This window comes from Streptomyces sp. UG1 (assembly GCF_049974585.1).
Classification (GTDB): domain Bacteria; phylum Actinomycetota; class Actinomycetes; order Streptomycetales; family Streptomycetaceae; genus Streptomyces.
The window spans coordinates 56,324-75,055 of the sequence record NZ_JBNGGG010000015.1 but is presented as its reverse complement, the minus strand read 5'-3'; the positions used below and the strand labels follow the sequence as shown (position 1 = coordinate 75,055).

At 68.4% G+C, this 18,732-nt stretch carries 12 protein-coding genes; 9 read left to right on the top strand and 3 right to left on the bottom strand.

Annotation, left to right across the window (positions count from 1 at the left end; all coding sequences use genetic code 11):
• Positions 1 to 47 precede the first annotated feature (47 nt).
• Together ACP4J3_RS18475 and ACP4J3_RS18470 are read right to left on the bottom strand one after the other, a co-directional pair.
• Positions 48 to 2,060 carry an alpha-glucuronidase gene (locus tag ACP4J3_RS18475; RefSeq protein ID WP_426535674.1) on the bottom strand — a complete coding sequence of 671 codons (2,013 nt, stop codon included), beginning with the start codon at positions 2,058 to 2,060 and terminating at the stop codon, positions 48 to 50.
• A 20-nt stretch (positions 2,061 to 2,080) separates the two neighbouring features.
• Positions 2,081 to 5,818, bottom strand: coding sequence for a GH92 family glycosyl hydrolase (locus ACP4J3_RS18470; protein ID WP_426535873.1), 3,738 nt, complete (start codon positions 5,816 to 5,818; stop codon positions 2,081 to 2,083).
• Positions 5,819 to 6,232: 414 nt separating this feature from the next.
• Between ACP4J3_RS18470 and ngcE the strand changes: the two genes are divergently transcribed.
• The 9 genes from ngcE (at position 6,233) to ACP4J3_RS18425 (ending at position 18,316) form a co-directional block, all read left to right on the top strand.
• Positions 6,233 to 7,696 carry an N-acetylglucosamine/diacetylchitobiose ABC transporter substrate-binding protein gene (gene ngcE / locus ACP4J3_RS18465; RefSeq protein WP_426535672.1) on the top strand — a complete coding sequence of 488 codons (1,464 nt, stop codon included), beginning with the start codon at positions 6,233 to 6,235 and terminating at the stop codon, positions 7,694 to 7,696.
• Between the two features lie 16 nt (positions 7,697 to 7,712).
• Entirely contained in the window at positions 7,713 to 8,639 is a 927-nt protein-coding gene (locus ACP4J3_RS18460) for a carbohydrate ABC transporter permease (RefSeq protein WP_426535670.1), read from the top strand.
• Positions 8,640 to 8,641: 2 nt separating this feature from the next.
• A complete protein-coding gene (locus tag ACP4J3_RS18455) occupies positions 8,642 to 9,565 on the top strand; it encodes a carbohydrate ABC transporter permease (RefSeq protein WP_426535668.1) in 924 nt (307 codons plus the stop codon).
• A 218-nt stretch (positions 9,566 to 9,783) separates the two neighbouring features.
• Positions 9,784 to 10,995: an ROK family transcriptional regulator gene (locus tag ACP4J3_RS18450; protein ID WP_426535666.1), complete on the top strand. Its 1,212-nt coding sequence runs from the start codon at positions 9,784 to 9,786 to the stop codon at positions 10,993 to 10,995.
• Positions 10,996 to 11,129: 134 nt separating this feature from the next.
• The gene (locus ACP4J3_RS18445; RefSeq protein WP_426535871.1) at positions 11,130 to 12,230 is read left to right on the top strand and encodes a substrate-binding domain-containing protein; all 1,101 of its coding nucleotides are present in this window, start codon (positions 11,130 to 11,132) and stop codon (positions 12,228 to 12,230) included.
• A 206-nt stretch (positions 12,231 to 12,436) separates the two neighbouring features.
• A complete protein-coding gene (locus ACP4J3_RS18440) occupies positions 12,437 to 13,228 on the top strand; it encodes an ATP-binding cassette domain-containing protein (protein WP_426535664.1) in 792 nt (263 codons plus the stop codon).
• Positions 13,225 to 14,526, top strand: coding sequence for a sugar ABC transporter permease (locus ACP4J3_RS18435; protein WP_426535662.1), 1,302 nt, complete (start codon positions 13,225 to 13,227; stop codon positions 14,524 to 14,526). Before ACP4J3_RS18440 ends, ACP4J3_RS18435 begins: the two co-directional genes overlap by 4 nt.
• 193 nt (positions 14,527 to 14,719) lie before the next feature.
• Positions 14,720 to 16,648, top strand: a complete 1,929-nt coding sequence (gene dxs / locus ACP4J3_RS18430; protein WP_426535660.1) for a 1-deoxy-D-xylulose-5-phosphate synthase — start codon at positions 14,720 to 14,722, stop codon at positions 16,646 to 16,648.
• 144 nt (positions 16,649 to 16,792) lie between these two features.
• A complete protein-coding gene (locus ACP4J3_RS18425; RefSeq protein ID WP_426535658.1) occupies positions 16,793 to 18,316 on the top strand; it encodes an amino acid permease in 1,524 nt (507 codons plus the stop codon).
• Positions 18,317 to 18,335: 19 nt separating this feature from the next.
• Here ACP4J3_RS18425 and ACP4J3_RS18420 read toward each other — a convergent pair whose 3' ends face one another.
• On the bottom strand, positions 18,336 to 18,707 hold the full coding sequence (locus tag ACP4J3_RS18420) for an NTP pyrophosphohydrolase (protein ID WP_426535656.1): 372 nt from the start codon (positions 18,705 to 18,707) through the stop codon (positions 18,336 to 18,338).
• Positions 18,708 to 18,732 lie beyond the last annotated feature (25 nt).

Sequence of the window (18,732 nt, the reverse complement as noted above, 5' to 3'; positions counted from 1 at the left end):
CGATCCGCTGGGCACAGCGATCCTGCGGGTTCAGTAGACGCGGCCTTTCAGTAGATGGGCCGCCCATGTGCGTCGCCCACACCCGACTTGCGCAGGAAGTAGCTGTTGATCTGATCGCGCCACTCACGGGCACTGCGGAGCTGCTCCTCGAACCGCTCCGCCACCCGTGCGTGGCGCGCCGGGTCCATCAGCCCCGCCAGCGAGGCCCACACCTCGCGGGCCCGCTCCACTTCCGCCACGCCTTCGAAGTGGGTGTCGTATATGTGCTGGATCACCGTCTTCCCGCTGTGGAGTACATGGTCGTACGACACGTGGTGGAAGAACAGCAGCAGCTCGTCCGGGCAGGTGTCCGGTGACTCGTACACCCCGGCCCACGGCTTGGCGTACTGCCCCGCGTATCCGGTGCCGGTCGCCACGCTGCGGTCGACGCCGATGCCGTCGCGGTCGGCGAAGTGGTAGGTGCCCCAGGGGCTGTACTCGTAGCCGTCCACGCTCGGGCCGTAGTGATGGCCGGGCTGCACCATCCAGCCCACACCGAGCGGGGCGGTGTACTTCTCGTACGTCCGCCACGAACCGTCGAGCACCGCGCGCAGCCCGTCGACCAGCCGCTGTGAGGCGTCCGGGAAGGTGAGCCCGATCCACTCGTCGAGGAGTCGGCCCGGATCCGCGCCGGGCTGCCAGGCCAGGCGCCCGAAGGTGTACAGGTTCGCCTGGGCCAGCGGATGCCCGGTCCAGAACGGATCGTCACCGACGTTGGACACGGCCACCAGACCACCGCCGTGGGCCGCCAACTCCCCGACGGACGACCCCGCTTCGGGCCGGAACCGCAACACCTCGCTCCACATCGGCCCGAGCCAGCACACATGCCGCTGCTGCCCGGTGTACTCCTGCGTGGCCTGTACCTCCACCGCGAGCCGGGTACGTGGCATCGCGCCGATCAGCGGCGAGACCGGCTCGCGCACCTGGAAGTCCATCGGCCCGTGCTTGACCTGGAGGACCACGTTCGGGGCGAAATGCCCATCCAGCGGGACGAAATGGTCGTACGCGGCACGCGCCCGGTCCGTCGCCCGGTCCCGCCAGTCCTGGCGGTGGTTGTAGACGAACGCCCGCCAGTGCACGGTGCCGTTGTACGGGGCGAGCGCGGCGGCCAGCATGTTCGCGCCGTCCGCATGACTGCGGCCGTACGCGAACGGTCCCGGCTGCCCTTCGGAGTCGGCCTTCACGACGTACCCGCCGAAGCCGGGTATCGCTTTGTACACCCGCTCGGTCGCCTCGGCCCACCACGCCTGCACCGCCTCGTCCAGCGGATCGGCCGACGGCAGCCCGCCGAGCACCATCGGAGCGGCGAAGGTGACCGACAGATGCGTCCGGATCCCGTACCGCCCCAACGCGCGTGAGATCTCCGCGACTTCAGCGATCCGGTCCGTGAGCAGATGGGCCTCGGCCTCGTGTACGTTGACGTTGTTCACGGCGACGGCGTTGATCCCGCAAGCCGCCAGCAGCCTGCCGTACGCGCGCACTCGCCCCAGCAGCTCACCGCGTGCCCGGCCGTCCGCCCAGAACAGCGACCCACCGGCGTAACCGCGCTCGACCTGGCCCATCACCGGGTGCACGGCCACGTTGTCCCAGTGGTCGAGCATGCGCACAGCCACCGCCGGCTGGAGCACCTCCGGTGCCCATTCGCCACGGAAGGCGTCCTCACCGAGCCGCGCGACGTGGAACAGCCCGTACAGCAGCCCGCGTTGCCCTGACGCCGTGACGGTCGTAGTCGTACCGTCCTCGCGCCCGCACACGAACCCCTCGTCTCCGCTCGCCCCGGTCAGTTCGAGCACCAGGTCGTACGGAATGCCGTCGCCCGGCTCGGGATCGCGTACGACACGACCACCGAACCGGGCGACAGCGTCCGCCACTTCGTCGTGCACCGTCTCCACCAGCGGAGCCGACCCGCGCCGACCCGACCACCGGATCAGCGTGCGCCGGCTGCCGAGCGACCGGAAGGCCTCCGGCGGCAACCAGGCCGGGTCGAGGCCCTCGGGCAGGACAGGCAAGGGAAGCGGCATGGGACTCCCAACTCCGTTTTTCAGCTGAGCAGTTCGACCTCCGCGACGGTCGCCTCACCGTCGAACACCAGGCGGTACTTCCCGTACGTACCCGGCGACCCCACGGAGAACGCCCGCGTCTGGCGGTCCCATACGAAGGACTGCCCGGAGCGCTCGTCGAGCGTCCGCCACGTGGTGCCGTCCTTCGACCCCTGGAGCTTCCAGCCGGTCGGCGCCTTCGCGCGGTCGGACGGCGACGTCAGGGTGTACTGCACGGCCTTGGCGGCCTCGGACACCGGCAGCTCCACCGACGTGACGCTCGCCTGCGTCTCCGAGGTGTTGTCGAACAGCGCCCCGTCACCCTTCAGCACGTCCGCCCGAGGCGTCGGCACCTTGTCGTCCTTCGTGATCGACACGGGCGCCGCGTTCTTGCCGGTGCCCCAGGACGAGGGCCGCGGGCCCATGTCGAACTCCAGGACGCCGCCCTTCGCGATCAGTGAGTGGGGGAGTGAAGTCGACTTCCACGGCACGCCGTTGACCTTGAGGCCCTGCACGTACACGTTGCGGGCGCTGTTCCTCGGCGCCTTCACCACCAGCTTGCGGCCGTTCTCGAGCCGGACCGTCGCCTTCTTGAACAGGGGCGACCCGATGGCGTACTCGCCGCTGCCCATCACCAGCGGATAGAAGCCCAGCGCGGAGAACAGGAACCAGGCCGACTGCTCGCCGTTGTCCTCGTCGCCGTGGTAGCCCTGCCCGATCTCGCCGCCGACGTACAGCCGCGACAGGACCTCGCGTACGTTCTTCTGCGCCTTCCAGGGCTGACCGGCCGCGTCGTACATGTAGATCGCGTGGTGGGCCACCTGGTTGGAGTGGCCGTACATGCCCATCCGGACGTCCCGCGCCTCCGTCATCTCGTGGATGACACCGTTGTAGGAGCCCTTGAACTCCGGCGAGGCCGTCTCCGGGGTGGCAAAGTACTCGTCGAGCTTGTCGGCGAGGCCGCCGCGGCCGCCGTAGAGGTTGGCCAGGCCCCGGCTGTCCTGGGGCGCCGTGAAGGCGTACCCCCAGCCGTTCGTCTCGGTGTAGTCGTAGCCCCACACCCGCGGGTCGTACTCGGCGGACTCGACGCGCCAGTCGCCCTTGGCGTCGCGGCCCTGGAAGAAGCCGGCTTTCCCGTCGAAGAGGTTCACATAGTCCCGAGCGCGGTTCAGGAAGTACTCCGACTCCTCCTTGTACCGCTTGTCGCCGGTCTTCTTGTACAGGGCCTGGCCCATCTTCGCGATGCCGTAGTCGTTGAGGTAGCCCTCCAGCGCCCACGACAGGCCCTCGTGCGTGTCGGTGCCGGTGTAGCCGAGGAACGGCGAGGTCGCCATGCCCTTGCGGCCGACGCCGGACGACGGGGGCACCACGGTCGCGTTCTTCACGGCCGCGTCGTACGCCGACTTCGCGTCGAAGCCGACGCCCTTGACGTAGGCGTCCGCGAAGGCGACGTCCGAGGAGGTGCCGGTCATCAGGTCGGCGTAGCCGGGGGAGGACCAGCGGGAGGTCCAGCCGCCGTCCTTGTACTGCTGCACGAAGCCGTCGACCAGCTCGCCCGCCCGGCCCGGGGTGAGCAGCGAGTACGCGGGCCAGGTGGTCCGGTAGGTGTCCCAGAAGCCGTTGTTGACGTAGACCTTGCCGTCCACGATCTTCGCCCCGGTGTGCGTCGGCGTGTCGGGGTTCGGCATCGGTGAGAACGGCGAGGCGTACCGGTACTTCCCGCCGACCTTCTCGAAGCCGGAGTTGGGGTACAGGTACAGCCGGTACAGGCTGGAGTACAGCGTGGTGAGCTGGTCCGGCGTCGCACCCTCCACCTCGACCTTGCCGAGCAGCCGGTCCCACTGGCGCTGGGCGCGCGACTTCACGCTCTCGAAGGAGGCGCCGTCGACCTCCTGGCGCAGGTTGTCCTTCGCCTGGTCGACGCTGATGAGCGAGGTGGCCAGGCGCAGGGTGACCGTCCGGTCGGATCCGGCGTCGAAGCGCAGATGGCCCTTCACCCCGTCGGCCGAACCCCCGGTCACCGGCTTGTCGAACTCGCCGTACACGAACAGCCGGGTCGCGCCCGTCGACAGCCCCGACTTCACGTCCGAGTAGCCGGTGACGATCCCGTTCTCCTCGTCGAGGGTGAGCCCCGCCTGGTCCGTCACGTTGTCGAAGATCACGCTCGCGTCGTCACCCGGGTAGGTGAAGCGCAGCACCGCAGCGTGGTCGGTCGGTGCCATCTCCGCCTTCAGCCCGTTCTCGAACCGCACCCCGTAGTAGTACGGCCGCGCGGTCTCGTTCTCGTGCTTGAAGGCCAGCTCGCGGGCCTCGCGCCCGGTGTCCGGGGTGCCGGCGGCGGCCGACGGCATCACCTGGAAGGTCTGCCGGTCGCCCATCCAGGGACTGGGCTCGTGGCTGGCGCTGAACGCCTGGATGGTCGGCAGGTTGTCGGCGTTGTTCGCGCGTGCGTAGTCGTAAAGCCAGCTCAGCGAGCCCGCGTTCGTCACCGGCGTCCAGAAGTTGAAGCCGTGCGGCACGGCCGTCGCCGGGAAGGTGTTGCCGCGCGAGAAGCCGCCGCTGGAGAGCGTGCCGCGGGTGGTGAGCGCGTAGTCGGACGGGTGCGCCTTCGGCTTCTCGGGGGCCACGGACTTCAGCGCGATGTCGTCCAGCCAGCCGCGGAACTTCGCCGGGCCCTTGGGGGAGTCGTACGCCACCAGGATCCGGTCGACCGTCTTGCCGGCCGCGACCGAGCCGATGCGCGAGGCGACGTTGTTCCACTGGTTGACGTAGAGCACCTTGGCCGCGCCCTGCCCGCGCGGGGAGAGCGGGAAGCCGTGCTGGTCGGTGGCGCCGAGGTCGCTGAGGTGGGTGCCGTCGGTGAAGGCGAGGTCGACGGAGACGTTCGTGGCGTCGTAGTCGAGGTCGCCGTCCGCCATCGACGGGAAGATCCGGTAGGACAGCCGGGTGTCGCGGCCGACGGCCACGTTCACGTCGTAGACCTTGTTGTACGAGTACGCCCGTCCGTCCGTGGTGTGCCGGCCGGCGTAGCGCAGCGCCCGCTTGCCGGTGAAGCCGGCGCCCGCCTTGGCGGTCGGCGAGCCGCTCGGGCCGCGGTCGACGTGGGAGAGCATGTCCGGCGGGACCGGGCCGTCGTCGGCGCCCGTGGAGAGCTGGACGTCGGCGAGCTGGAGGATGCCGGCGCCGTGGTTCTTGGTGATCTCCAGCCGGAAGTGCTGGTACTCGACCGGTTCCGCGAGGTCGTAGGTCCTGGTCTGGAACCGTTCGGCGAAGCTCTCGCCCGATCGGGTGTCGACCGTCTTCCAGTCCTTGCCGTCCGTGGAGCCCCGCAGGATCCAGTCCTGGGGGTCGCGTTCGGCGTAGTCATTGGCCGAGGTGAGGGCGTACTTCGCGATTCTCACCGGCCTGTCCAGGTCGAACTCCGCCCACCCGGTGGGTGCGAAGACCAGCCATTTGCTGCTGGGCTCCCCGTCGGCGAGGTTCTCCTTCACCTCGCCGCCGCCGGTGTTCTCCCCGCTCGCCCGTACGTCCGTGACCTGGTCGGTCACATTGCCCGGGATGCCGGTGCGGTAGCCGCCGTCGACGCCCGAGGCGCGTTTGGTGCCGTCCGGGGCGGTGTCGACGGTGTTGAGCCAGTCGGGTGCCGGATCGTCCGCCTCGAAGGAGGAGGCGAACTCCCGGCCGGCCGTCGCGGGCGCCTCGGGCAGGGCCACCGCCGCCCCCTGCGAACCCACGGTCAAAGCGAAGGCGGCCGCCGACACGACCGCCGTACCCCATCTGTGCCGAGCTCTCTGCTGCTTCAACGGGTACCCTCCCTGCGCACGGGACAACGTTGTCAACTTCGCTGCGCAAGGACCAGTTGTGACTCAAGTGCCAAGTATTGTCAAGGGCGTTGGGTGTGGCATTCGGGGCTTATGCCGCGGATTTTTCGGGCAAGCCGCGCACAGGCCACTCATATTTCCGGGAGGTCTCAACTCGGAAAAGACCACCGGCCAACCTTGCGTTCGATCTTGCTCCGCTGGCGGGAAGTGGACTATACCTGTCGGCACTTCACATGATTCCGCACTTCCTGCACGACCCCAGCTTGACCCGATCGCGGTGCCGGGGAGGATCCGGTTCACCGCCTGAGTCCTGGAGAAGGCGAGGACTTGAGCATGGGATCCACTTCCGCCCAGAACCCCGAGATCAACGGCTCCGCACGCGTCGGACGCCGCGATCTGATCAAGCGGTCCGCCGCGCTCGGCCTGATCTCCGTCCCCACGATGAGCTTTCTGTCCGCCTGTGCCAGCGGCGGCGGGAGCGACAACGGGGACAAGGCCAAGGAAGGCGAGAAGACCGCGAAGAACCCGCTCGGCGTCAATGACACCGCGCAGATGGAGTTCGTGCTCTTCGACGGCGGCTTCGGCAAGGAGTACGCCGAGGACGCGGTGAAGATCTACGAGAAGAACTTCCCCGAGGTGAAGGTGAAGTTCTCCGCCACCCAGAAGATCCAGTCCACCCTGCAGCCCCGCTTCAACCAGGGCAACCCGCCGGACCTCATCGACAACTCCGGCGCCGAGCAGATGGACATGGGTGTGCTCGCCAGCAAGAACCAGCTCACCGACCTCACCCCGCTGCTGGACGCCCCGTCGTACGACGACCCGGACAAGAAGGTCCGCGACACGCTGCGCCCCGGCATCGTGGAGATGGGCCAGCTCGACGGCGATCCGGTCTGGATCATGTACTACGCCTACACGGTGTACGGCGTCTGGTACTCGCAGAAGGCCCTGGACTCGCTCGACGAGCAGTACCCCGAGACCTGGGACCAGATGCTCGCGGTCTGCGAGAAGGCCAAGAAGAAGGGCATGGCGGGCTGGACGTACGCGGGCAAGTACCCGTACTACCTCCCCTTCTCGCTCTACCCGATGATCGGCAAGGTCGGCGGCGTGGAGGTCCTGGACGCCATCGACAACCTGGAGCCGAACGCCTGGAAGCACCCGGCGGTCAAGGCCTGCTTCGACGCCTACTACGAGCTCTACAAGAAGGGCTACGTCCTCAAGGGCACCCCGGGCCTGGACCACATCCAGTCGCAGACCGCGTGGGCCCAGGGCAAGGCGCTGTTCATCCCGAACGGCTCCTGGGTGGAGAACGAGTCGGCCAACGTCATCCCGAAGGACTTCGACCTCGCCGTCTCAGCGCCGACCGGCATCGACTCCTCCGACAAGCTGCCCTTCGGCACGATCTGGGCCTCCGGCGGTGAGCCCTTCATCGTCCCGGCCAAGGCGAAGAACCCCGTCGGCGGCATGGAGCAGCTCCGCATCATGCTGAGCGAGGCCAGCTCCAAGAACTTCACCAGCAAGGTCAAGTCGCTCACGGCGTACAACGGCGGTACCGACGGCATCACCCTGACCCCGGGTCTGAAGTCCGGTGTCGCGGCACTGGACAAGGCCGGCGAGAACGTGGTGAACCCCCGGATGCAGGACTGGTACGTGCAGTTGCAGAAGGAGAAGATCGGTGTCTCCGGTCTCGGCGAGATGATGGCCGGGCGCCTCACTCCGGCCGAGGCCATCAAGAAGATCCAGGCCTTCGCCGACGAGACCGCCAAGGATTCGTCGATCAAGCACTACAAGCACCAGTAAAGGCACCGGTGTAGCGATGCAGCACGGCAAGTACCGGTTCATCGTGGGGTTCCTTTCGGTACCCCTGGGGCTGTACACGCTTTTCGTGATCTGGCCGTTCATCCAGTCCATCTACTACTCGTTCACGGACTGGACCGGCCTGAGCCCCGAATTCAAGATGGTCGGGTTCGACAACTACGAGAGAATGCTCGACGACGACATCTTCTGGAAGTCGTTGCAGCACAGTCTGTTGTTCGCGCTGTTGCTGCCGCTGGTGACACTCAGTTTCGCGCTGTTCCTCGCGTTCATGATCAATGTGGGCGGGCGGCGCCGGAAGGGCGGCCCGGCGATCAGCGGTGTCCGCGGGTCCTCGTTCTACAAGATCGTCTATTTCTTCCCGCAGGTGCTGTCGATCGCGATCGTCGCGCTGCTGTTCGCCTTCGCGTACAACCCGGACAGCGGCGCGATCAACTCGATCCTGCGCGGCGTCGGACTCGACAGCGTCCAGCCGCTGTGGCTGGGTGACCCGAACCTCGCCCTGTGGGCCGTGATGGCGGTGATCGTCTGGTCCACGGTCGGCTTCTTCGTGGTGCTGTTCTCGGCCGGTATGGCCTCCATCCCGGCCGATCTGTACGAGGCCGCGCTGCTCGACGGAGCCGGCCGCGCCACCACGTTCTTCCGGGTCACCCTGCCGCTGCTGTGGGACACCGTGCAGTCCGGCTGGGTCTACATGGGCATCCTCGCCCTCGGCGCCGAGTCGTTCGCGGTCGTACACATCATGACGACCGGGCCCGGCGGCCCCGACTACTCGACCACGGTCATGGTCCTGTACGTGTACCAGAAGGCCTTCCGGGACGGGCAGGCCGCCTACGCCACCACGATCGGCGTGGCCCTGCTCATCGTGACGCTGGCCTTCGCCGCGGTCGTGATGCGGCTGGGGCGGCGCGAGCGGCTGGAGTTCTGACAATGAAGACGACCGAGACCACCGCTCCCGTACCCGCCGAGTCCGGTACGCCCGTCACCAAGATCGACGTATCGGCCAAGAAGCCGGGCGGGAAGAAGAAGGAGGGCACCACCCTCAACGTCTTCTCCCACGGCATTCTGATCATCTGGGCGTTCATGGTCGTCATGCCGCTGCTGTGGGCGGTGATGACGTCCTTCAAGGACGACGCCTCTATCTTCGGCTCGCCCTGGTCACTGCCGGACAAACTACACTTCTCGAACTGGGCCCGGGCGTGGACCGAGGCCAATATGAGCGACTACTTCCTCAACACCGTCCTGGTGGTGGGGGGTTCGCTCGTGGGCACCCTGGTGCTGGGCTCGATGGCGGCTTATGTGCTGGCCCGCTTCGACTTTCCGGGCAACCGCTTCATCTACTACCTGTTCATCGGCGGCATGAGCTTCCCGATCATGCTCGCGCTGGTCCCGCTGTTCTACGTCGTGAACAACATGGGGCTGCTGAACACGATCCACGGGCTGATCCTGGTCTACATCGCGTACTCGCTGCCGTTCACGGTGTTCTTCCTCACGGCGTTCTTCCGCACCCTGCCGACCTCGGTGGCCGAGGCGGCCTTCGTGGACGGCGCCTCGCACAGCCGTACGTTCTTCCAGATCATGCTCCCGATGGCCAAGCCGGGCCTGGTCAGCGTCGGCATCTTCAACTTCCTGGGCCAGTGGAACCAGTACATGCTGCCCACGGTCCTCAACACCGACCCCGACAAGCGGGTGCTCACCCAGGGCCTGGTGCAACTGGCCGTCAGCCAGGGCTACAAGGGCGACTGGTCCGGGCTCTTCGCCGGCCTGGTGATGGCCATGCTGCCGGTGCTGGCGGCCTACATCGTCTTCCAGCGCCAGGTGGTGGCGGGGCTGACCGCGGGGGCGCTGAAGTAGACCGAGGTGGCGCCCTGAATCCAAGCAGCGGGTAGCGCTCCGGAACCGATCGAGTGCACGCCGTTCCCGGCCCTGGGAGCGGCGTGTACATGTGTGTGCACATACCCGGATCCGGTTCAACCTCTTGACGGGAGGCAACCCGAACGGCTCAGCTTAGAGTTCACTAGTTGGACACGGACGGGGCCTCACCGAAGCGGCCCCGCGCGCAGGAGGTCGTCGTGGAGACTCCGGGGTCGCAGTCGTCGCTGCACCGAGCCAACCTGGAGCGGGTCGTGCGGGCCGTACGACTGGCCGGATCCCTCACCCAGGCGGAGATCGCGAGGACCACCGGTCTGTCCGCGGCGACCGTCTCCAATATCGTCCGTGAGCTCAAGGACGGCGGAACGGTCGAGGTCACGCCCACATCGGCGGGCGGCCGCCGGGCCCGCAGCGTCTCGCTGAGCGGGGACGCCGGCATCGTCATAGGGGTCGACTTCGGCCACACCCATCTGCGCGTCGCGGTCGGGAACCTCGCCCACCAGGTGCTGGCCGAGGAGTCCGAGCCGCTGGACGTGGACGCCTCCTCGACCCAGGGGTTCGACCGCGCCGAACAGCTCGTCAACCGGCTGATCGCGGCCACCGGCGTCGACCGCACCAAGATCGCCGGGGTCGGCCTCGGCGTGCCCGGACCGATCGACGTCGAGTCCGGCACCCTCGGCTCCACCGCCATCCTGCCGGGCTGGACCGGCACCAAGCCCGCCGAGGAGCTGCGCGGCCGGCTCGGCGTGCCCGTGCACGTGGACAACGACGCCAACCTCGGCGCCCTGGGCGAGCTGGTCTGGGGCAGCGGGCGGGGCGTGCGGGACCTGGCGTACATCAAGGTCGCCAGCGGTGTCGGCGCCGGCCTGGTCATCAACGGCAAGATCTACCGGGGCCCCGGCGGCACGGCGGGCGAGATCGGGCACATCACCCTCGATGAATCCGGCCCGGTCTGCCGCTGCGGAAACCGGGGCTGCCTGGAGACCTTCGCGGCCGCCCGCTATGTGCTCCCGCTCCTCCAGTCCAGCCATGGCACCGATCTGACCATGGAGGGCGTTGTGCGGCTGGCCAGGGACGGGGACCCGGGCTGCCGTCGGGTGGTCGCCGACGTCGGCCGGCACATCGGCAGCGGAGTCGCCAATCTCTGCAATCTCCTGAACCCGAGCCGGGTGGTGCTGGGCGGCGATCTCGCCGAGGCCGGCGAGCTGGTCCTCGGGCCCATCCGGGAGTCCGTCAGCCGCTACGCCATCCCCAGCGCGGCCCGTCAACTGTCCGTTCTTCCGGGGGCACTTGGCGGTCGCGCCGAGGTGCTCGGAGCCCTTGCGCTCGCACTCAGCGAGATGGGCGATTCAGCCCTTTTGGATGGAAGTGTCGCCAGCCCGCTGCCCGCGGCCACGCCTGCCTTCACTTAGAGAACGCATGGCACCGTTGCCAACCCGTTAAGGATTTACTTCTTGACGTCGCACGTGTGGCCGAGTTGACTTCCTGCCACCTCGGCCGCAATGTCGCGGCCTCGTCAGGGAGGTTTGTAGAAGTGAACACGCGCATGCGTCGTGCCGCCGTTGCCGTTGCCGCTGGTGCGATGGCCATCTCGCTGGCTGCCTGTGGCAGCGCCGAGGAAGCGGGCGGCGACAACGACTCCACCGCCTCCGCGGCCAAGGGCGACGACATCAAGGTCGGCCTCCTGCTCCCGGAGAACCAGACGGCTCGCTACGAGAAGTTCGACCGCCCGCTGATCGAGAAGAAGATCGGCGAGCTGACGAACGGCAAGGGCGAGGTCGTCTACGCCAACGCCAAGCAGGACGCCAGCCAGCAGGCCCAGCAGGTCGAGTCGATGATCACCAACAAGGTCGACGTGATCATCCTGGACGCGGTGGACTCCGCGGCCATCAAGTCCTCCGTGCAGAAGGCCAAGGACGCGGGCATCCCGGTCGTCGCCTACGACCGCCTCGCGCAGGGCCCGATCGACGCCTACACCTCGTTCGACAACGTGACGGTGGGCAAGACCCAGGGCGAGGCCCTCCTCACGGCCCTTGGCGACAAGGCCAAGGACGGCCAGATCGTCATGATGAACGGCTCCTCCACCGACCCGAACGCCGCCCAGTTCAAGGAGGGCGCGCACTCCGTCCTCGACGGCAAGGTGAACGTCGGCAAGGAGTACGACACCAAGGAGTGGAAGCCGGAGAACGCCAACGCCAACATGGAGGGCGCGATCTCCGCGATCGGCAAGGACAAGATCGTCGGCGTCTACTCCGCCAATGACGGCATGGCCGGTGGCATCATCACCGCCCTCAAGGCCGCCGGGATCTCGAACGTTCCGGTGACCGGTCAGGACGCCGAACTCGCCGGTGTGCAGCGCATCGTCACCGGCGAGCAGTACATGAGCGTCTACAAGCCGTACGCCCCCGAGGCCGACGCCGCAGCCGAGATGGCCGTCGCGCTCGCCCAGGGCAAGTCGCTCGACTCCATCGCCAAGGACAAGGTCGACAGCCCGACGAACCAGGGCATCCCGTCGGTCCTGGTCGACGTCACCTCGCTGACGAAGGACAACATCAAGGACACCGTCATCAAGGACGGCGTCTACACGGTGAACGAGATCTGCACCGCCAAGTACAAGGCGGCCTGCGAGAAGATCGGCCTCGAGTAAACAGCCGCAAGTGCCTGGCCGGACCAGGGGATCCGTCCCTGAAGTCCGGCCCGGGACTTAGTGCTCAAGGCTCCGTCCGGCCCCCGCGCACACCAGCCCCGCAAGCTCGCCGCGGGGCGCCGGACGGAACGTTCCCGCGGGTAGCTCCCGCCCACCCGCCCAGCAATCTTTCTGCACAACCTCCCGCCGGTCAGGCGGCGAAGGAGATGGTTCACGTGTCCGCTACGCCCGTGCTGGCGTTGCGCGGAGTCTCCAAGCGCTTCGGTGCCGTTCAGGCGCTCACCGACGTAGAGCTTGAGGTCCACGCCGGTGAGGTGGTCGCCCTGGTCGGCGACAACGGCGCCGGAAAGTCCACGCTGGTCAAGACAATCGCCGGCGTACACCCCATCGATGAGGGTGTCATCGAGTGGGACGGCAAGGCCGTAACGATCAACAAGCCGCACGACGCCCAGAACCTGGGCATCGCGACCGTCTACCAGGACCTCGCGCTGTGCGACAACATCGACGTCGTCGGCAACCTCTACCTGGGCCGGGAGGTCCGCAAGCGCGGAGTCCTGGACGAGGTCGAGATGGAGCGCCGCTCCCGCGAGCTGCTGGACACGCTGTCGATCCGCATCCCCAGCGTCCGTATCCCGATCGCGTCGCTCTCCGGTGGCCAGCGCCAGACGGTGGCCATCGCCCGCTCCATGCTGGGCGAGCCCAAGCTGGTCATCCTCGACGAGCCCACCGCCGCCCTCGGCGTCGAGCAGACCGCCCAGGTCCTCGACCTGGTGGAGCGGCTGCGCGAGCGCGGCCACGCCGTGATCCTCATCAGCCACAACATGGCCGATGTCAAGGCGGTGGCCGACAAGGTCGCCGTCCTGCGCCTCGGGCGCAACAACGGCGTCTTCGAGGTCAAGTCGACCTCGCAGGAAGAGATCATCTCCGCCATCACCGGCGCCACGGACAACGCCGTGACCCGTCGTGCGGCGCGCAGCAATGGGGAGGCTCAGAAGTGAGCATCGACAAGACCACGGCGACTTCGGGGACTCCCGAAGACCACGTCGTGGAGAACCCCGAGGCGGCGAAGGGCTCCGACGTAGCCGTCGACCCCCGGCTGCTGGTGCGCGAACAAGGCCTCGCGGGCTACGTCACCGAGTTCAAGCGGAAGCTGAAGGCGGGTGACCTGGGTTCCGTCCCGGTCGTCATCGGTCTGGCGATCATCTGGATCATCTTCCAGAGCCTGAACTCCAACTTCCTCACCGCGGGCAACCTGTCCGACATCTCCGTCGCCATGGTCGGCACGGGCATGATCGCCGTCGGCATCGTGTTCGTGCTGCTGCTCGGCGAGATCGATCTGTCGGTCGGCTCGGTCTCCGGCGTCGCGGGCGCCACCTTCGCGGTGCTGAGCGTCACCCACGGCATGACCGAGTGGCTCGCCTTCGTGCTGGCCATCCTCACCGGCACGGCCGCCGGTGCGATCCACGGTTTCTTCTTCGCGAGGGTCGGCGTCCCCGCCTTCGCCGTGACGCTGGCCGGTCTGCTGTTCTGGCAGGGCTTCATGCTCCAGATCCTGGGCAGCAACGGCACCATCAACCTCGACTCCGACGGTCTGGTCGCCAAGCTCACCAGCTACTACTTCACCGACGTGGCCGCCGCCTACGGCCTGGCGATCGTCGCGACCGCCGGGTACTTCCTCGCCGCCTTCCGCGAGAACCGCCGCCGCGAAGCCGCCGGTGTGCCGTCCCGCCCGCTGAGCGAGATCATCGTGCGGACCGCACTGCTCGCCGTCGTGTCGTTCGCCGTGGCCATCGTCTACAACCAGTACAAGGGCCTGCCGCTGGCCGTGGTGCTCTTCCTCGCGGTCCTGCTGTTCACGGACTTCGTCCTGCGCCGCACCGCCTACGGCCGTAAGGTCTTCGCGCTCGGCGGCAGCGTCGAGGCCTCCCGCCGTGCCGGTATCAACGTGGAGCTGATCCGGATCTCGGTCTTCGCGATCGCCGGCACCTTCGCCGCGATCGGCGGTCTCTTCGTCGCCTCGAAGATCGCCTCCGCCAACCAGGGCGCGGGGACCGGCGAGTTCCTGATGAACGTCATCGCCGCGGCCGTGATCGGCGGAACCTCGCTCTTCGGCGGCCGGGGCCGCACCTGGAACGCCCTGCTCGGTGTCCTCGTGATCGTCTCGATCCAGTACGGCCTGGCCCTGGAGGGCATCGCCTCCCCGGTCCAGTACATGATCACCGGTGGCGTGCTGCTGACGACCGTCGTCATCGACGCGGTCACCCGGCGGACACAGCGGACCGCCGGTCGCGCGTAACGCGTCACACAGAGCTGTTGCCCGGTACCCGTTGGCGGTACCGGGCAACAGGCGTGTCGTAGGAACGCCACATTTTGGGTACAGCCGATCGCGTGACGCATCACGCACCGCCCAGGCATCGGCCGCGCAGGCGGAACATTAGACTCGACAAGCCCGGCAACAGCTCGAACAGCTCTACTGCAAGGAGGCACGGGTGCCGCTGCTGACCCGCATCACGGGACCGCGCGATCTGGACCGGCTCAGCCCTGAGCAGTTGGACCAGCTTGCGGAGGAGATCCGCACCTTCCTCGTCGACGCGGTGTCCAAGACCGGCGGCCACCTCGGCCCCAACCTCGGTGTGGTGGAGCTGACCATCGCGCTGCACCGGGTCTTCGACTCGCCGAAGGACAAGGTGCTGTGGGACACGGGTCATCAGTCCTACGTGCACAAGCTGCTCACCGGCCGGCAGGACTTCTCGCGGCTGAAGATGAAGGGCGGCCTGTCCGGCTACCCCTCGCAGGCCGAGTCCGAGCACGACGTCATCGAGAACTCGCACGCCTCGACCGTCCTCGGCTGGGCCGACGGCCTCGCGAAGGCGAACCAGTTGCGCAAACGCGACGACCATGTCGTGGCGGTCATCGGTGACGGCGCCCTGACCGGCGGCATGGCCTGGGAGGCGCTGAACAACATCGCCGAGGCCAAGGACCGCCCGCTGGTCATCGTCGTCAACGACAACGAGCGGTCGTACTCGCCCACCATCGGCGGGCTGGCCAACCACCTCGCGACCCTGCGCACGACCGACGGCTACGAGCGCTTCCTCACCCGGACCAAGGAGATCCTCGACCGCACGCCCGTCGTCGGCAAGCCGCTCTACGAGACCCTGCACGGGGCCAAGAAGGGCCTGAAGGACTTCATCGCGCCGCAGGGCATGTTCGAGGACCTCGGGCTGAAGTACGTCGGCCCGATCGACGGACACGACATCGAGGCCCTGGAGTCGGCGCTCGCGCGCGCCAAGCGGTTCGGCGGCCCGGTCATCGTGCACTGCCTCACCGAGAAGGGCCGCGGCTACCAGCCCGCCCTCCAGGACGAGGCCGACCGCTTCCACGGCATCGGCCCCATCCACCCCGACACGGGCCTGCCGATCAAGGCCTCCGGCGCCGACTGGACCTCCGTCTTCGGCGACGAGATGGTGCGCCTCGGCAAGGAGCGCGAGGACATCGTGGCGATCACCGCGGCCATGCTCCAGCCGGTCGGCCTGAAGAAGTTCGCGGACGCCTTCCCGGACCGGATCTACGACGTCGGCATCGCCGAGCAGCACGGCGCCGTGTCCGCGGCCGGCCTCGCCCACGGCGGGCTGCACCCCGTCTTCGCCGTCTACGCCACCTTCCTCAACCGCGCCTTCGACCAGGTCCTCATGGACGTCGCCCTGCACAAGTGCGGGGTCACCTTCGTCCTCGACCGCGCCGGCGTCACCGGCACCGACGGCGCCTCGCACAACGGCATGTGGGACATGTCGATCCTCCAGGTCGTCCCCGGCCTCAGGCTCGCCGCCCCGCGCGACGCCGACCAGGTGCGGGCGCAGCTGCGCGAGGCCGTCGAGGTCAAGGACGCGCCGACCGTCGTCCGCTTCTCCAAGGGCGCCGTCGGCCCCGCCGTACCCGCCGTGGGACGCGTCGGCGGCATGGACGTACTGCGCGAACCGGGCACCGACACCCCGGACGTGCTGCTGGTCTCCGTGGGCGCCCTCGCGCCGATGTGCCTGGAGATCGCCGACCTGCTCGACAAGCAGGGCATCTCCACCACCGTCGTCGACCCGCGCTGGGTCAAGCCCGTCGACGAGGCCATGGCCCCGCTCGCCGAGCGCCACCGCGTGGTCGTCACCGTCGAGGACAACTCCCGTGTCGGCGGCGTCGGTTCCGCCATCGCCCAGGCCCTGCGCGACGCGGGCGTCGACGTCCCGCTGCGTGACTTCGGCATCCCGCCGCGCTTCCTCGACCACGCCTCGCGCGCCGAGGTCATGGCCGAGATCGGCCTCACCGCCCCCGACATCGCCCGCCAGGTCACCGGCCTGGTCTCCAAGCTGGACGGCAGGTACGGCAGTACGGCGGCCGAGGTCGACTCGGTGGAGCCCGCGCGCGACTGAGCGACCCCCGGGAAGCACGGGCCGGTTTCACCACCGCGAAGGGTGGTGAAACCGGCCCATCCGCGTGAATCCGCCCGCGTCGGGGCATCCGTACCGCGCCCCCTCTCGATCATGTCGAGGACGGCAAGCGTGGGAGGTACGACCGTGAGCAGCACACTCTTCAGGACGAAGAGAGTCGAGCAGTCCCTCCTCGACACCGAGGAGCCGGAGCACGCGCTCAAGAAGTCCTTGTCCGCGCTGGATCTGACCGTCTTCGGCGTCGGCGTCATCATCGGCACCGGCATCTTCGTGCTCACCGGCACCGTCGCCAAGAACAACGCCGGGCCCGCGGTGGGCCTGGCGTTCGTCACGGCCGCCGTCGCCTGCGCGCTGGCCGCCCTCTGCTACGCGGAGTTCGCGTCCACCGTCCCGGTCGCCGGGTCCGCGTACACCTTCTCGTACGCCTCGCTCGGCGAACTGCCCGCCTGGATCATCGGCTGGGACCTGGTCCTGGAGTTCGCGCTGGGCACGGCGGTGGTGGCCGTCGGCTGGTCGGGCTACATCCAGTCGCTCATGGCCAACGCGGGCTGGGAGCTGCCCGCGGGCCTCGGCAGCAGAGAGGGGACCGGCGACTTCGGCTTCGACATCCTCGCCGCCGCGCTGGTGCTCCTGCTCACCTGCGTCCTCGTGGTCGGCATGAAGCTGTCGGCGCGGATCACGGCCCTGGTCGTCGTCATCAAGGTGACCGTCGTCCTGACCGTGATCGTCGCGGGCGCCTTCTTCATCGACGGCGACAACTACGACCCGTTCGTGCCGAAGACGCAGACGGTTCAGGCCGGCAGCAGTCTCCAGGCTCCGCTGATCCAGCTCATGTTCGGCTGGGCCCCCTCCAACTACGGTGTGATGGGCATCTTCACCGCCGCCTCGGTGGTGTTCTTCGCCTTCATCGGCTTCGACGTCGTGGCCACCGCGGCCGAGGAGACCAAGAACCCGCAGCGCGACATGCCCCGCGGCATCCTCGGCTCCCTCCTGATCTGCACCACGCTGTACGTCGCCGTGTCGATCGTCGTCACCGGCATGCAGCACTACACCGAACTGTCCGTCGACGCCCCGCTCGCCGACGCCTTCAAGGCGACCGGGCATCCCTGGTTCGCGGGCTTCATCAGCTTCGGTGCCGCGGTCGGCCTGACGACGGTCTGCATGATCCTGCTCCTCGGGCAGACCCGCGTCTTCTTCGCGATGAGCCGCGACGGACTGCTGCCCCGCTTCTTCTCCCGCGTGCACCCGAGGTTCAAGACCCCGCACCGGCCGACCATCCTGCTCGGTGTGCTCATCGCGGTCCTCGCCGGCTTCACCCCGCTCACCGAACTCGCCGCCCTGGTGAACATCGGCACCCTGTTCGCCTTCGTGGTCGTGGCCGTCGGCGTGATGGTCCTCCGCAGGACCCGCCCCGACCTGCACCGGGCCTTCCGCACCCCGTGGGTGCCGGTCATCCCGCTCCTGTCGGTGTGCGCCTCGCTGTGGCTGATGATCAACCTGCCCGCCGAGACCTGGGTCCGCTTCGCCATCTGGATGGCGGCCGGCTTCCTCGTGTACTTCTGCTACGGCCACTCCCACAGCCGGATCGCACGGCACGAGGAGACGACGGTCGGCGAGGTCATGAAGCGGCCGCGGCGGGACGAGCGGTAGCCGCGACCCACGACGACCCTCACGGCCGTACCGTGCGCGGCCCCGCCACCTGTGCCCCCAGCTCGGTGACCCGCCTGCGCAGTTCCCGATCCGCCGTCACCACCAGACAGGGCCGGCCACCGGCCCGCGCGACGAGCCCGACCATGTGGTCGTCGCCGCTGCCGACGGCGGACTCCACCCGCACCCCCGGCACCGCCTCGACACCCCGGGCGGCCCCCTCCACCACGAGCACGATCTCCACCGGCCCGGCCCGCCCCGGCACCCCGTCCGCCGCCAGCCGGTCCCGCAGCCGCTCGGCGGCCCCCCGCCGGTCCCGCCACCACCCGTCGGGCACCGACCCGACGACGTTCGCGGCGTCGACGATCACGAGCAGGGGGACGTCATCGTTCATGGGGCAAGGGTCGCACGGCGTTCAT